A 17747-nucleotide genomic window follows, 5' to 3' on the forward strand; every position below is an offset into this window, starting at 1 on the left:
AAATTAAAATTTAACTTCTGGAACTTTTTCCGCCTCTTCCACAGCATTAAAGAACTCAGCCTTTTTGAATCCAAAAATTCCACCAAAAATATTATTTGGAAAAGTTTCCACAAAAGTATTTCTATCTCTCGCTGTTCTGTTGTAATATTTTCTTGAACTTTGAATTTCTGTTTCTATTTGAGTTAATTGGGATTGTAAGTTCAAAAAGTTTTCATTTGCCTTCAAGTCTGGGTAATTTTCCTGTAACATCATTATTGATCTTAACGTCTTTGTCATTTCATTTTCAAGTTTTTGAATTTTTTCAATATTATCAATATCCTTTGTATCAATTGACATCATCTGACTTCTCAATTTCACCACATTTTCCAGAGTTTCCTTTTCATGCGTCGCATACCCTTTAACAGTATTCACAAGATTTGGTATCAAATCCAGTCTTTTTTGCAAATATACGCCTATTCCGCTCCAACCTTCCTCATTCAAATTCTTCAATTTGATATATTTATTGTAAATCCCCATTGCCATCAGAACCAAAATTACCAAAATTCCTATAAAAACAAATACAATATTCATAATTCATTCTCCTCTTCTATTTTTTATTTTTATTTATTTTATTTAACATAAATCCAATTAATATTACCACAACAGCTCCTATAAAAACATTATAATAAACCGTGTAATCCCTTGGCTTTGAAACTTTCTTTATATCTGCCTTTTCCAATTTTCCTACAAAAACTTCATCTCGTTCTTTTATTGAATCAGCAAATTCTGCAATATCGTATTCTGGCTTATCTAAACTTTCATCTCCAAAGGTTATTTTATAATCTTCCCCTTCTGTAGCCCTAAACACAATTCTGTCTGGAACATAGTTTCCTGTTACCCCTTTTATTTTGAGCGGTGAATTATCTCCATTCTGTATTTCAACGACTATTTCAGACAATTTAGGAACATTTTCTAAATTTATTATCAAATTTGACTTTTCCCCAACTTTAAAAATTATCTCTTCCGCATAAAAATTATCTCCGCTTCTCACAGTATAATTTCTCTGAAACTCATCTTCCACATCCAGAACAATATTTTTTAACGGCAAAAACTTGCTCTTGATTTTCAGAATTGTATTTTTTCCTTCCTGCTCAACTTTATAATCCAATTTTGTCCCTACAGTTTTAAGTTTTCCAGCCTCATTATTTGACAATTTCAAAATTGCTTCACTAAAGATATTCCCTTTATCCAACGGCGTTACAATTTTATAAAATTCATATCTTTTTTCTGAAAATTCGATTGTCAAGTTTGACTTATCAGGTGTCTTATAAATTTCTCCCGAAGTTATCTGTTCCCAATTTGTACCGTTATTACTTCCAAGCAAAGTATATTCGCTGTAAAAATTTTTGGAAGAAATCAGCACAAGCCTGTTTCCAATTATACCCTTTAACGAACTATCAGAATTAAATTTCACAATAAATTCCATTTTATCCTTTTTCGTCAACACTTCATCTATTTTTGCCCTTGCCACAATTTTTTCGCTGTGCTTTTCCTGCTCTTTTCCAGTTTCGATAACATAAGGAACTTCTTTCCCTTTCTTATCAATTATCCGTATATCTCCAAGATTATTTTTACTGTTCTCATAAATATCCTCTGTTAGAAAAAATTGCTTGTATGTCGACTTTCCTGTTATTTTTATAGTTTTAAAATACTGGCTGGAAAAAAGTTGAACAATTGTTATTAAAAATAAAAACAATATTATTTTATTTATTTTCTTCATTTTTCTCACCTTTCCCAAAATCCGTGTCACTCAAACTCTCTTTCACTTCCTGCTCCAATTTCTTCAAAGCTGTCTGATAAATATAGGAAGTTCCAATCAGAATAGCCCCCATACTAAAGTAAGCAATCAACTTATAGGAATTATCAAATCGTAAGAAATCCCATAAAAAACTTTTTGCCACAAAAGATATTCCTATTCCAAGCCCAATTCTTCTAACATTCCTATTCGGTACTCTAAATCCTTTCCAGACTAAATATCCACATAGTAGCAGCCCAACTATATCTAAAGCCAATCCAGCTCCTAAAAAAAGCATATTTGACTGTTCGTATATTCGTAAAATAATATTTGCTACACAAAGGAAATATATTGATTCTCCGAGTATCCACAATGGTTTTTTCTCATTTTTTTTGAAAAAGCATAAATGAATATCATTTTTAGCAACCATAAATAAATATATATTTACAAAAACTAGTAAAATTAGATATATCTGAAAGTTTATTGGCGGATATCTTGAATACAAATTTTCTTCTACCCATTCTCCACTTCCAAGAATATATTTTACACAATTAAACATATTTATAAATAACAAATAAATTATTTCAATTATTACTAAAAATTTCAAGCTAAAACTATCTTGTAATTTTTTTATTTTATAAGTTACCATTCTCAGTATAAATACCACAGCCAACATACAAAGTAAAATCTCTTTACCATAATTTGTAAATCCTAGTTTTTGAGCAGTATTATAAACAACTTTATTTATAAAAAATATTGAATAAATAAAAATCAGATATTTAAATATTCCATTTAAAATCCTAACTTCCTTTTTATAACTCTTTTGTTTTATCAGGAAATAAAGCACAAATGAAAAAGATATTATCATCAAATCCTGAATATACACAAGCAAATATTTTTCTTCCCGCACAATTAAATTACTCACTAGCGAAACTAGATAAATCGCAATCGTTCCATATCGCATTTCCTTATTTTTATATTTTCTATAAAAGAAATATAATAGTGCAGTTTCAACACCCCATGCAATCACAACAAATTGTTCTGGTACAATTAACGGAATAATTAGGATAAAACTTCCTAATGCCACGATATAAAAGATTTTTGCAACTTTGTTGTCCTTGAGCCTGTCGCCAAAAAATCCGTAAATTATTCCGACTGTTCCAACTAATACCGCTTTTAGCCAACTTGGGGTTGTCTTGTCAAACAAGCTGTAAATCAATGAAAATTTTATAATTAGATTTAAACTTAGAAATATATAGTCGATTATGTTGCTTTGACGGTTTTCTTTTTTGTGCGAATTTAGGAAAATGAAACTGTATGCCGTTGTAAAAATTACGATGTAGAAAAATGCCGTAATCTTGTCGTGAATGCTGTAATTTAAATAATAAACTAGCCCCGTCATATTTACTACACCTGTAACAAATCCAAAAATCTTGCTGTATATCCAGTCCTTTTTCCAAGAAACTCCAAGCACAATTCCCTGCAAAATCAAAGAATATGCCAAAATATAATAAATCTGAACATTGCTCCTATTCACCCAAATATACGCTCCGTAAGGTAAATATCCACCAATCAGCGATAATACTCCAATCACCTGGCTGTCGTATCGTAACGAAAGAATCACAACCAGCCCTGTCAATATTACTGATATAAAAAGTCCCGCTGTCATTGGATAAAGTTTGAGATAAAGCGTGGAAAGAAGTGTAGTCAAATAAAGAATCCCAATTCCACCACCAATCAGCCCAACTGCAAAATGCTTCTTATTTTTCTGATAAAATTTTTCTCCAGCAAAAAGGAAAAACATCCCAAGCAAATACGATGCCGAACTTTTTACATAATTATTTGCCAGAATTTTTGCAAACTGTGTCCTAAATACCAAAAAAACTCCCAAAAAGATTGATATTATCCCTAAAAAGTTAAATCCTTTAAGTCCAATAAGCTTTTCAAATACAAATCTTTTTTTCTCTCTTTCAAAAAGAAATTCCACTTCCTTCAAAGCCGTTTCTTTCTTTATCTTATTATGAAACACCGAAGATTCCTCTTGAAGAAACATCTTATTTTCAAAAGTTTTCTTATTACTTTTCTCTAAAAAAGCACCAATTTTCCCATTAATTTTTTTAAGTTCATCTCTTAAAGAATCAGCTTCATCTGAAAATTCGTGAGAAAGATTTCTTTCCAGCATTTTGACTTTTCTCTTCATTTCCTCTGCATAATTAGAAAGTCTTCTAGTCACTCCACTTTCCAATTCCACATTCATCTTCTCAGCCAAAATATTCTGAAACTTATCAATCTCACCATTTCTCCTAATTTTTCTCGCTTCCTTCAATTCCTCAATAAGTACTGCATTACTATTTTTAAGCCTTCCAATTTCCTCTTCCCTAACTTTCATCTTTTCATGAAATGCCTTTAAATCCTTCGCCAGCCTTTCATTATCTTCCAAAAGTTCTTTTTCCCTGCTTATTCCAGCCTCATTTTTTATATTTGCAATTATTGATTCTATCTCCGAATTTATTTTCCCAATTTCCCTATACTTATTCTCAAGATTCTCTAATTCTTTTAGTTTGTCAATCATTGTAAGACCACCTCAAAAGTTTTAAAATAGAGAGTGTTCAAATTTTGTATGAATCTCTAGACAAATCCAGTAACATAAGGATTTTTTATTTTATTTATACAAAAAATTTACACTCTCTCCAAATTTAGTTAATGAAACTAACTTTATTAGAATTTTCAATATTTTTTTACAAGTTCTTCAAATACTCGGAAAGCGAAGTTGCTCTACGTCCCAATACTTTTTCAATATCACAAGAAATTCCCGATTGTTCACCTTGAGCGATCGCAGTATAAGTCGAAACCCAAGAATCATATTCCCATTGCTCAGCCTTCCAAATTTTACGACTTTCGTAAGCTTCTTCCACAGTTTCATCAATATACTTAATTTCTTTTCCAAAATATTCGCTCACAATTTTTACAATTTCATTCATTGTAAGTTCCTCAGGCCCTGTCATATTCAAAGTTTGATTTTCCCATTTTTTTGGATTTTCCAAAATTTTAGCAACAACTTCCGAAACATCTGAACGAACTACAACAGAGACTTTCCCATTCCCCGCAGGTCCTTTTATTTCTCCATATTCTCTACACATATCCACAAAGAAATCCGCATAAAAATTATCTCTCAAAAATGTATATTTAAATCCATTTTCTTTAATATACTCTTCAGTCGCATAATGATCTCTTCCCAATGTAAACACAGAATTTTTTGAAGCATTATAAAACGAAAGATACACAATGTGCGAAACCTTTGCCATTTTAGCCGCATCAATAAAATCCTTATGTTGCTGTACACGATTAGGATTTTCCGAACCAGACACCATAAAAAGCACATCAATTCCCTCTAGCGATTTCACAGTATCTTCTGATTTATCATAACTTGACTTAAAAACATTAGAAAATCCCATTTTTTCAGCCTTTTCTTTATTTCTAGCCAAGTTTATAACTTCTATTCCATTTTTCTTACATAATTTTGAAACAATTCCACCTAAGTGTCCAGTCACTCCAGTTACTGCAATTTTAGTCATTTTAATATCGCCTCTTATTCTCAATTTATCATGTAATCTAATAAATACTTCTTTATTTTATTCTATTTTTTCAAACAAAATATTCATTAAGATTTTCTTAATTTTTTCTAAAAAATCCCCCACCTTTTATAAAAATTATTTACCCTTTCACAACAACATTAACCAATTTATTTGGTACAACAATCACTTTCACAACTTCTTTTCCATCAATAAATTTCTTAGCTTTTTCTGATTCAAACGCAAGTTTTTCAGCGTCATCTTTTGAAATTCCGATTTGAGCCGAAACCATATCTCTCACTTTTCCGTTTACTTGGATTACCAAATTGAAAGTATGATCTTTTGTCAATTCTTCGTCATATTTTGGCCATTCTTCTTCAAAAGTGAATGTTTTATTTCCTAAATAAGCCCACAATTCATCAGCTACATGTGGTGCAAATGGTGCGATTAACAAGATTGTTTTTTCCAATACTTCACGCCAGATTTTTTTGCTTTCTGAAGATATATTGTCTTTATCAATTACTTCTTGCTTGTAAGTTGTCATGTCGTTTAACAATTCCATAACAGCTGCAATTGCAGTATTAAAGTGGAAATCATCTTCAATGCTTTCTGTAACTTTTTTAACTGTTTGATGTAATTTCTTTTGAATTTCTTCATCTTTTTGATTTCTATTTTTTAATTCAACTCCATAATGATTTGCTGATTTCGCATTATGGTCAGAAAATTCTGCAGTTCCAGAAGCCAATAAATACAATCTATTTATAAATCTGTATGCCCCTGCAAGCCCATTCATGTTCCATTCTAATTCTTTTTCAGGCGGTGCAGCAAATAATGTAAACACTCTTGAAGAGTCAGCTCCATATTCTTTCACGATTTCTTCAGGGTCAACTCCATTATTTTTTGATTTACTCATTTTTTCTACTTTTGTAACTAATTCTTCCCCTGTTTTAATCGAAAACGCTTTTCCATCTTTAAATTCAGCTTCTCTTGGGAATAAGTATCTTCTCTCATTTTGTGAATAGAATGAAGGTCCTAAAACCATTCCTTGCGTCAATAATTTTTTAAACGGCTCATTTGTATCAACATATCCCAAATCTCTAAGTGATTTATGGAAAAATCTCGCATAAAGCAAGTGCATTACCGCATGCTCAATTCCACCAATATATTGGTTTACAGGTGTCCAAGCATCTGCATCCGCTTTTTCAAAAGGTTTATCCGCACTGTGAGAATCTAAATATCTCAAATAGTACCAAGATGAATCAACGAAAGTATCCATCGTATCAGTTTCTCTTCTACCTTTTTTCCCATTCGGCAAAATCACATTCTTAAACTCTTCCGAAGTTTCAAGCGGATTCCCTTTCCCATTAAATTCAATATCAGTAGGAAGTTTCACAGGCAAGTTTTCTTCTTCTTCCAAGTAAATATTCCCATCTTCATCATAAATCACAGGAATTGGAGTTCCCCAATATCTTTGTCTACTAATCAACCAATCATGAAGTCTATAATTTACCGTTTTCTTACCAAGCCTAATTTTTTCCAATTTTTCAGTAATTTTCTCTTTTGCTTCATTACTATTTAATCCATTAAATTCTTTTGAATTTACCAGTATTCCTGGAACTGTTAAAGCATTTTCCAATTTTTCAACAGAAACTTCTTCTAAACTCCCATTTTTATCAACAGGATTTACAACAATTTTCAAATCCAAGTTATATTTCTTAGCAAATTGAAAATCTCTTTCATCATGTGCAGGTACCGCCATAACAGCTCCTGTCCCATAATCCATCAACACATAATTTGCAACCCACAATTGCACTTTTTCTCCATTTACAGGATTAATCACATAAAGTCCAGAAAATACTCCTTCTTTTTCCTTATCTTCTGCTGTACGAGCTATTTTATCCTCATTTCTCATCGTTTCAACTTTTTCTCTAATACTAGGATTTTCCTTTAAAATAACTTCCTCAACTAACGGATGTTCAGGTGCAACAGTTGCATAAGTAACTCCATAAAGCGTATCTGGTCTTGTTGTAAACACAGAAATTACAACTTCTCCCTTGTCATTCAATTTCAAATGCGTATGTCCATTATTTTCAAATTTGTAATCTAAAATAAAGTCAACTTCAGATCCAGTTGATTTTCCAATCCAGTTTTTTTGCATAGTTAAAACTTGTTCAGGCCAATGTCCTCTAAGTTCTTCATGCCCTTGCAGCAATTCTTCAGCATAATCAGTTATTTTAAAATACCATTGCGACAATTCCTTTTGAATAACATCAGTTTTACTATGTCTCCAGCATTTCCCATCTTCAACTTGTTCATTCGCCAAAACCGTATTACAATCAGGACACCAGTTTACAAAAGATTTTTTCTTATAAACCAATCCTTTTTTATACATTTCAATAAAGAATTTTTGATTCCATTTGTAATACTCTGGAGTGTAAGTGCTAAGTTCTCTATCCCAATCATAAGAAAGACCCATAAGTTTCAACTGTCTTCTCATGTTGTCAATGTTCGCTTTAGTCCATTTTCCAGGATGAGCCCCATGATCAATCGCCGCATTTTCCGCAGGTAACCCAAAACTATCCCATCCAAATGGATGCAACACATTAAACCCTTTCATTTTCTTATATCTAGCAATCGCATCACCAATCGCATAATTTCTCAAATGCCCAACATGCAATTTCCCTGACGGATATGCAAACATCTCAAGCACATAATAATTCTCTTTCCCATCGGCTTTATTTTCAGACTTAAAAACATCTTTTTCAGCCCATTTATCTTGCCATTTTTTCTCAATTTCATTAGGATTATATTCCTTAATCATTATTTTTTCTCCTCCATTTTTTCAGTATTTATAAATTTTTTATTTAATATCCTTAAAAAATAATTTGTCTATTGACATTTCTGCAAAAATATTTTATAATTAATTACCAAATAAAAACATGTGTGAAAAATAAGAGTATTATTGCTCTTATTTTTTTATCCACTTTAAAAATCGATAACTAAATTCTATTGTTTTTACAATACATAATATAATCGTTGCTACCCTAATCCATTCCATATTCAGCACTCTCCTTTGATTAAATAGAAGGGAGGTTATTCCCCTTTAAACCTCCTAATCATTTTGATAATCCATTTTATTATCTTTATCAGATAATCTATAGTTGTAATGAATAAAATAATTATCTCCCAAATTTTTAACATGTGCATTTTCTCCCTCCGCCTCATAATTGTACTATATTTTGGAATTTTTGACAATTATTTTTGTTTCATAATATTTCTAGAGATCCTATAAATATTATTTCCTCTTCGCATAAAACAACAAAATCTAATAAAATCTATCTTTTTCCTAAACTCTATTTATCATTCAACCAATTTACTTCTTCAACTTCACAACCTTTTTCGATTTCCCTCCAGTTTTCTTCCCTAATTTCTCATAAGCCCATTCAACAAACGAACTTGCAGTCAAAAATAAATAATCATTCTCTGTCATTGATAATATAAGTTCATCAGTTGAAAATGGTCTATATCCCATACTGCTTAATTGATTAAGATAAAATTCTCCTCTTTCATTCATCATATCTTTAAAGAATTTTTTCAATCCTTTTACATTTTTCTCAATTTTTTTCAAATAATTTAATGATTTGGTAAATTCTCCCTTTTTAAAATAAAGAACTGAAATTGGAAGCAACATCTGTACTGAATTTTGTCCATTATATTTTTTGTAAAGTTTTAATGCATTTTCTTCATCTTCAAAAAAAGCATAAAGTGACATCAATCTAAATCGGACTCCCAGATTGTCATTTTCATTTAATTTTAGTATTTCTTCATATTCTTTAACGGCTTTTTTCATCATTCCATTTTCTGCCAAAATTTCTGCATAGCTTTGTTTTATCCTCATATATGGCCGAGTTTCAACTATTTCCCAGAACTCTCCAATATTTTCTTCATCCATGAAACCTTCCCGCTCCATTATTTCATTTCCATGCTTTAATATTTTTTCCAATCTATTTAACATATCAATTGAATCTTTTGCATCTGTACTAGCTATCAAATATTCGGCATCCAAATTATCCTTATCCATTTTTAATACTTCTTTTGCATATTTTAGCCTTTTACTATCATCCTCTGTTTCAAATGCCATTTCTAAATAGTCATAAATCTTTTCAGAATCACTTTCATCAAAAGAATTATCTTCTTCACCTTTCATTGTACTTTCATTATATTGTCTTTCAAATTCATCTATTAGTTTTCGAATTTCACTTTCGCTCATTTCTTCAGTAGAATGTTCTTCCATAAATTTTTTAAATTGTTTGTACATTTTTTCTATTTCCCTATGCATAATTCCCTATTTCCCTTTCAATAAATAATCTATTTCAACCTACTAATACCCAAAACTTGGATTTTCAATAACCCATCTTCCATTCTTTTTATTAGCTTCTAAAATTTCTTTTCTTCCTACATATTTCCCATTTTTTGTAATTCGTTCTAATTCTTGATCCATCATTTCTAATTGAATTTCGCCTATTGTTTTAAAATATTTTTTAATAGCTTTTTCATCATTTTGTGAAATCGATTTTTGATATTCTTCCATTGTTTTTCCTGTTTTTTTCTTAAAGGCTTTATCCATTTTTTCAGCCATTTCTCCAGATCTTTCAATCATCTTATCCATGCTCATTTCATCTGTATTTACAGGAAATCCCAATTTAACTTTTACATATGCTTTTTCTCCATTGATATAATCTATTTTTTCTATATCAATCTTGTAATATTTATACATTGTATCTATCATTTTAGAAAAATAATCCTCTCCAAAAAAAGAACCCATCATTTCTTTCATCTGATTCGACCCATCTTTTTGACTTCCAGCAAAAACTCCATTCATCATTTTATTCATCATTCCAAACATTTCCTCTTTTGAGTAAATTCTGCCAACTTCCTTTTCAATTTGAGAATTGTAATCTGAAAGGATACTCTGGTTAAGTTTTACAGCTGGTTCTACTTCCACTTGATATTTTTCTTGTGCAAAACTTGACAAACTTAATAATATTGACAAACTTAAAATTACTTTTTTCATACTTACCTCCAAAAACAAACTTATGATTTAATAAATTATATCATAAAAATTTTATTTTTTCATTTTTTTTACAAAAAAGAACACCAAAACCTAAGTTTCAATGTTCCTTCTCAAAAATTAGTTTAACAAATTTTAAAATTTTAGTAAATCGCTCTAAATCCAATACCTCCACGAACATTACTTCCTTTAGTATCATACCCAGCATTCACCGTAACACCAAATTGAGTATTATCAACTCCAATATTTAGATCAAATTTACCATTACCTCTTCTGTCTTCCTTTTCCCCTCTAATTCCAAACCAGTCAGCATTCGTATATCTAACTCTCGCTTCGTTATTGACATCTCCAATTTTTCCAAGTTCATTTTCATAAGCGGCTGTCAATCCAACTGTCAAATTAGTTCTTACTGCCAATGGCTGTACATATTTAAACTCTACTCCAGCTTCAGGCTTAACAGAGAAATAGTCGTTCCCTTTCACTTCTAATCTCATTTGTCCTGAATCTTCCTTGATGTTATTAAATCTTCCATATTCCATCTTCAATGCTCCATAAGGTCTTAAATGTGTTCTCTCGCTCATTCTTATGTCGTATCCCAAATCTGTTTTCAGTGCAGCACCGTAGGAATTATAATTTGACTTGGCTTCAAATACATCATCAACAACTAAAAATTTACGTTTCATGTTGTTAATTCCGGCAAACACATCTCCTCCGATTGTCCATTGCAATGCTCCATTGTAGTCCTTCTTAGGCGACATTGTTTTAAATACTCCGGCTTTAAGCATTGTCTGATCTTCACTTGAATGTCCGATGTCCTTGAATTTAAATCTGTTTGTCACAACTCCAGCATACCATCCGCTTGAATTTCCTAATTTAACTGTTTCATTTTCGTGAACATAAGCCACTCCGTAAGCATTGTTTGTATAATCAATGATTCCTGCTGTATCAGTTTTATATTCATCTTTCATTCCGAATACTTTGATTTTATTGTTTTGTTTAGATGGATTTTGCCAATTTTTTTGTAGATGATTAAATTCTTTGTCTAAAGTGTTTCCAGTTGCATTGATTCTTTGCTGAATATTTCCATATTGGTGTCCCATCATTTCATCCATCGCTTGATACAATAATACTTCTTCATTATTTCCAATTCCATTTAATTTTTGAAATAATTGATTTTCTCTGCTTCCAAGTGCTTCTACGCCATATCTTTGTTCTAATCCATCTGCAAAATTATATGAATCTGTTTTATTTACTGGCGATTTGTCTGTTCCTGACCATTTTGTGTATGGAATTTTTGCCATATAGGCATTTTCTATTGTTCCATCTGTCTGATTTTGTGCAACACTTGCCATCCAAGTTAGTGAACCTGAATAAATACTCCATTTTTCAATTTGCGGATTATTTAAAATCATTTGATTGTATGGTGCAAGTATTTTTTTGCTTACTTGAATGTATTTTCCAGTTGTATTTTGAGCGGCTTCATTTCCTATAATTAAATCGGCTTGTTTTAATGTGCTTAATTGAGTTAATCCTGTTACAGGCACTGTAAACCGTTTATTTGAAGTATCGATGTACATTCCAATTGTTGAAACTTCCATCGGCTTAAATTCTTTGGCTGTTGTTGAAGCTAGTTCTGGTATTACTGGAACTCCGTTTACAGTTATTGTGGCTGTTTGAGATCCCGCTGGTGCATGTATTTTTACACCTCCCATATCTTTAGCCAAATCTTGACCTTCAGCTGGAACTACTGAATTTTCTGATCCGCTTCCTGTTATATTCAATGTTCCATAGTTCTTAATTATTCCCACATTTTTACCTGCCAAATTTCCTTTGGCAAGCAATCCTACCGCATCTGTCGCATCAATCTGAATAATTCCATTATTTTCAATTGTTGAACCGTTTTTAACTACCATTCCTACAACTCTTCTCAATCCTGTTCCATTTGAACGGATAATTCCGTTATTTATTCCATAAGCTCCATTGTCAAGATACATTCCAGTGGTGTTACTTGCATTAAGGTTAATAGTCCCATTATTTGTTACAGTCGTTCCTCTTTCCGTTCCATACATTCCAATACTATGTTCACCATTAACATCAATAATTCCTTCATTTATCACATTTCCAGAATATGCTGGCTTTACGGCATCTCCAACATATCCCGCAGCCATTCCTATCGCATAATAATTATCAGCTGGATTAGTATTTCCAACACTCGAAGTTCCTACTGCAATTCTAGCAGTACCGCTATTAACGGCAGTTCCTCCATAAATACTGTAAATTCCAACATTTCCTATACCTGAACTGTAATTGATATCAGCCTTATTTACCACATTTCCTGCTGAATAAAGTCCATAATTTAGTGAACCAGTTGAAGTCAATGGAGTGTTGTTGATTACATTTCCAGATGTATCTCTTGAAAATACAAAAACGGTATTATCCCCAGCAGGTGAAACTGTCGCATCGCTTATTATCGTATTTCCAGACCCTTCATTGATAAATCCATACGAACCGTTGCCAATTGTCATTTTTGAACCTGCATCGGCTTTTATCAGATTTCCAGTTCCTTTTGTATATACACCGATTGCTTCATTTTCTCCTAATGTAATTATAGAATTATTTGTCAATGTAACATTTCCATTTGTACTAAGTATTCCTTTACCCTTGTCCTTCATAGTCAATGTTCCGCTATTTATGACATCTGCTCCATCAGAGTAAATTCCATAGGCTTTTCCGCTCTTATCGGTTATTGCAGCCGCATTTGCAAGAGTTCCTTTTGTTGCATAAATTCCAACTATTCCTTTATCGCTGCTAGTATTTACTATATCCACATCAGTTATGTTTGTAGCCGTGCTGTCATAAAAAATACCTGCTCCAGAAGCATTTGCTGAACCTGTATATTTTATTTCAAATTTATTTCCATTCGGATTTATAACAGAACCGCTTGAAACTGAAATTCCTACTCCTTTATCCTTAATTTCAACTCCAGTATTTGAAGTAAAATTCACCTCGCTCTTCATTCCACCTGCATAAACTCCAATTCCGCTTTTTCCTACTAAAATATCAGAACTTCCAGTTCCCCCTAAATTAACTGTATTTCCAGCTCCTTCTGACACAATACCAACACCGCTATCGCCAGTCATCACTATTTTGCCATTATTTGAAATAACTCCGTTTGATGTTAAAACTAATCCAGTTCCTGCAATATCATTTGTATTTCCATATAGTCCAATCGAACCATTACCTGCAACAGTTATTGTACCATTATTAATTATTTCCAAAACTTTGTCAGCCGCTAGTAATGTTCCGTTTGAAATTTTATCATCCGTTCCATAAGTTTTCAATTTTGAAGCAGAAGCAAATCCTGCCATACCAACACCGCTCGAAGTAATATTTACAGCCTTGTTATTTGTAAGAGAACTTCCATTTATTCCATAAGCTCCAATTCCATTATCAACATTTATCGTACCTTTATTATCCACATATCCAAAACTTGTAGATATTGCCGTAGTTTTGGAAGCTGTTCCTCCAGTTATATTAACAGTCCCATTATTTGTATACCCTGTAGTCGTATTTGTCGCAACACCGTCATGTGAAGCCATCGACAGTCCTTTTCCTGCTGCAGAACTTACAGTAACTCCATTTGCAATAGTAAATTTCTCATTTGAAAGTCCTATTTTCGTGTTAAATTCATCTGTATTGTCATCTAAATCCTGATTAATGTTAAGATTAAATTTACCATCTATGTAGTATATCTTGTAGTCGTGATTATTTGTATTCAGTGCCGCAAGCTGCATATCATTTTTTATATTTGTAGTTCCTGTTGTCCCGCCAGTCCAGTTAGTTGTATCTCCATGGTATGTACGAAGTACAGCTTTATCTCCAGTAAGATTTACAGTTACATTATTCATTCCAAGATATTTGGCAGTAGAAGAAGTATTTCCGCCATCATAATTAGTTGCATCTGTTCCTGGCATAAGTATTCCATCTGCCATATTTATTGTAGTAGCACCTTTGAATTCAATCTTTGAAGAGCTGTCTGCATAAAATGGTGTAGATCTTGAATGATCAGCAGTTACTGTTCCAGCTGTTACCACATCTGAAGTTGTTGCTTTATCTTCATGATAGATTGTTCCTCCACTGAAGTTAACTTTTCCGCCATCAACTGCCGCCAATGCTCCATTTTCTCCAGTTTGAATTTTATTAGCTGTACCATTGTTAACATTTACAACTGAACCGGTTCCAGAGGCAAATCCTGCCATACCGCTTATTTTAATACTTCCATCTTCTATATTAACAGTTCCCCCAGATGTTCCAGTTACCGTTTTTGTAGCTAGACCTGCAATATTCTCAAATTTATTCTGAGTAGCATTTTTATCTATTGCTTCAATATTTCCATGAATATTAACAGTTCCTTCATCTCGTGCAAATCCAATTATTGATTTGTAATTCACTGCTTCTGTAGTTGTAGGATTTGCCTGTGTTCCAGCATTTACAATACCCTTATTGTCACCCATATAGGCAATTCCTTCTTTTGAAGCTAATACCACATTAGGATAAACATTTACTTCAGAAGGCAATCCTTGTAATTTTGCTGCAGTTGTAGCAGTTGCATCTGTCAATGCCTTTCTAGCTGTTCCATTATTTATAGCTCCAGCATCAGCATCATTTTGAGCTATTCTTGCGTCCTCACTTCCATATCTATGTTTTAACTGATCCCAAGTTCCTTCCGAATACGCAACTATAGTTCCTGTTGAAGCATCTGCTTCAAGAGTATTAGCACCATTGATACCATCAGTAATATCTGAACTTACTCCAGTAATATGATAGTTAGAAGTATTTTTACCTACATCTATTACTGTTCCTTGCTTTGATAATACCATAATTCCATTTTTAGAATATTTTCCAAATCTAATATCAAGTTTTGCTACTTCTAAATTATGTATAGGGTCTTTTGAAAAATCATTACCCATTGGGAAACCATATCCTGGTCCAATATTATTCTTATCTACTTCCAATCTTTGTGTTGTATTATTCCATTTATACAAAAACCATCTATCCCAAGCAGGATCAGTTTTATGAGCATTTATTTCAGCTGCAGTTGGTGGGACTCCCTCCATTACATCTCCTCTTGCAACTATTCCAACTCTTTGACCACTTTCTGAGAAAATTCCTACAGCTCCATCAACTGTTTCATTAGTATAACCTGCATTGTTTAAATTTCCTTCAGCTGTCTGTTGATTTTGGTTATCTATTGTTAATTTTTCTCCAATTTTTGCAGAAAAATCTATTTCACCTTGGTATAGTCCTATATGAGCTGCCTTATTGTTATATCCATATACACTTTCTAGTTCATTGGCACCTTCCATATGTACTTTAGCAACATTTCCTTTGATTCTACTACCAAAATACATACCTATATTTTCATCACCATATAGTTTAACATTTGATAACTTTATCATATTTGTATTGTGAAGATATCCTGCTCCTGCCGGATTTACAAGTTTTGATAAAGTTGGAGCATAGGAAAAACTTGAATATACTATGTTTGAAGCTCCATCTGATTGTATTAAACCATCATTTTGCCAATGTTTCATATATGATAATCCTGTTGTTAAATAAACAGAATTATTTCTTCCATACATATTTACATTAGCTTTTCCAGAAAATCCTCCAGCTAGAACACGCCATTCTTTTCCTGCTTTGAAATATTTATATGTATATCTAGCAACTGGCATATTATAGAATCCCATATTATCACTATTATACATATTTACAGTTACATCATCAAAATCCAGTATTCCATGTCTCCATGTTTCATTTGTTACTGCTCCTGCTCTTCCATATAGATTAAATACTAAATGTTTAATATTTAAATCTCCCAATGCATGAACACCAACAACACCTTCATCTGGAATCCCATTTCCATGCCCGTCATTATATGCTCTTTGTCCATTATCAGATATTCCTAAATGTGCTCTAGTATTACTATCATTATAAGTATCAGTAGCATAATGTCCTCTTAAATAGAAAGTATTATTTTCAATTTTAGTTGCATTAGTTTGACTATTTATATAGTAAGTATTAGTATATCTATTATTTTCATTTATTATACGTGTTCCTTCAAGTTGTCTACCATTATATGAACCTGTCATTGCTGCAGGAGTAGGATTTCTATTATCTATATTTCCTATTAAAGAAGTAGGATCTATTCCTGAATAAATAGAAATATTATCTCTTAACTCTCTATGGTTCCACGTTCCATCAAAATAATAACCTGTAAATGGTTCAGCATTAGGTTTTGCAATGCTGACTGTTTTAGTAGGAGTATTTGGTGTAGGAACTTTTATTGCTGGTACCTCTATTCCATTAACTGTCATCACTTGTAACTGAGGTGCTCTTATTCCTAAATCCGGAATTTCTATCTGTACAGTTTTTGGTTTTATTGATGCATCAACATTTATTTCCAGGATTGGTTCCTGTGCTCTGGTATTGCTCATAAGGCCATAAGTCGAGTTAAATCCAGTTCTTTCGTTTGAAGAAGCCATTCTTCTATTTCTACTTAATGCCAAATTTCCATAATTTTTACTCAATGGCGAAACATTTCTCTCAAATAGATTTTTACTTCTTTCATAGACTCCTTCATAAGAATATTTTTCAGACTTATCTCCTCTCCCTTTAAAAGTTCCTCCCCAGTTACTGGAAAATCCATTGACTCCAAATTGCCAATTGCTCCAAGGAGATTTTACAACATGATCCCCTTGTTCCATAAGTTGAATTAATTCTAAATTTGTCTTTTTCAGAAGTTTGTCATTTTCTTTTCGAGTTTCTTGAACTTTTTGATGTATGTCTTTAATTGATGTAGAAATTACTTGCTTTTGCTTTTCAATTGTTGTATTTGTCTCATTAGAAAATAGGTTATTTGAAATGTTTACTGTTCCTGTTATTAAAAATGTTATAAGCGCTGAATCAGTATACCTAAATTCTTGACATCTTTTTGCAAATGAACATAGGTCTTTTTTTACTTTTCTTAAATTATTAGTCATTTTCCATTCTCTCCTTTTAATTAAATTTTAGTTTTTTATTAAATGACTTATATTACTCCTTTTTTATTAGTTTTTATTTGATTTTTTGTCATAAAAAAAGTGAAATAATTATATTTCATGCCACTAATTATTATAACATAAAAAAAAGATTTTTCAAAAAAATTTTTTAATTTTTAATTTTTTTACAAATTCTAAAAATATCATAATTCTCTCAAAGCAATGGATTCATTATAAAATAAATTCTCTCAAAGCAATGGATTCATTATAAAATAAAAAGAGAACAGCAA

General features: G+C 31.8%; 8 protein-coding genes. All 8 read right to left on the minus strand.

The annotated features are described in order from the left end of the window. Positions 1 to 3 precede the first annotated feature (3 nt). Positions 4 to 570: a LemA family protein gene (locus tag FVE74_RS07745; RefSeq protein ID WP_147004015.1), complete on the minus strand. Its 567-nt coding sequence runs from the start codon at positions 568 to 570 to the stop codon at positions 4 to 6. 16 nt (positions 571 to 586) lie between these two features. Continuing rightward, entirely contained in the window at positions 587 to 1759 is a 1173-nt protein-coding gene (locus FVE74_RS07750; RefSeq protein ID WP_147004016.1) for a hypothetical protein, read from the minus strand. Then, positions 1743 to 4346: a DUF2339 domain-containing protein gene (locus FVE74_RS07755; RefSeq protein WP_147004017.1), complete on the minus strand. Its 2604-nt coding sequence runs from the start codon at positions 4344 to 4346 to the stop codon at positions 1743 to 1745. The genes FVE74_RS07750 and FVE74_RS07755 overlap by 17 nt, the downstream gene beginning before the upstream one ends. Positions 4347 to 4512: 166 nt before the next feature. Then, positions 4513 to 5349 (minus strand): SDR family oxidoreductase, encoded by an 837-nt coding sequence (locus tag FVE74_RS07760; protein ID WP_147004018.1) that lies wholly within the window; start codon positions 5347 to 5349, stop codon positions 4513 to 4515. A gap of 139 nt (positions 5350 to 5488) precedes the next feature. Continuing rightward, positions 5489 to 8167 carry a leucine--tRNA ligase gene (gene leuS / locus FVE74_RS07765; RefSeq protein ID WP_147004019.1) on the minus strand — a complete coding sequence of 893 codons (2679 nt, stop codon included), beginning with the start codon at positions 8165 to 8167 and terminating at the stop codon, positions 5489 to 5491. 552 nt (positions 8168 to 8719) lie between these two features. Next, positions 8720 to 9664: a tetratricopeptide repeat protein gene (locus FVE74_RS07770; RefSeq protein ID WP_232053910.1), complete on the minus strand. Its 945-nt coding sequence runs from the start codon at positions 9662 to 9664 to the stop codon at positions 8720 to 8722. Between the two features lie 63 nt (positions 9665 to 9727). Continuing rightward, positions 9728 to 10420, minus strand: coding sequence for a hypothetical protein (locus FVE74_RS07775; RefSeq protein ID WP_147004021.1), 693 nt, complete (start codon positions 10418 to 10420; stop codon positions 9728 to 9730). Positions 10421 to 10560: 140 nt separating this feature from the next. After that, positions 10561 to 17460, minus strand: a complete 6900-nt coding sequence (locus tag FVE74_RS07780) for an autotransporter-associated N-terminal domain-containing protein (RefSeq protein WP_147004022.1) — start codon at positions 17458 to 17460, stop codon at positions 10561 to 10563. Positions 17461 to 17747 lie beyond the last annotated feature (287 nt).

The sequence above is a fragment of the Leptotrichia wadei genome (genome assembly GCF_007990445.1).
Classification (GTDB): domain Bacteria; phylum Fusobacteriota; class Fusobacteriia; order Fusobacteriales; family Leptotrichiaceae; genus Leptotrichia; species Leptotrichia wadei_A.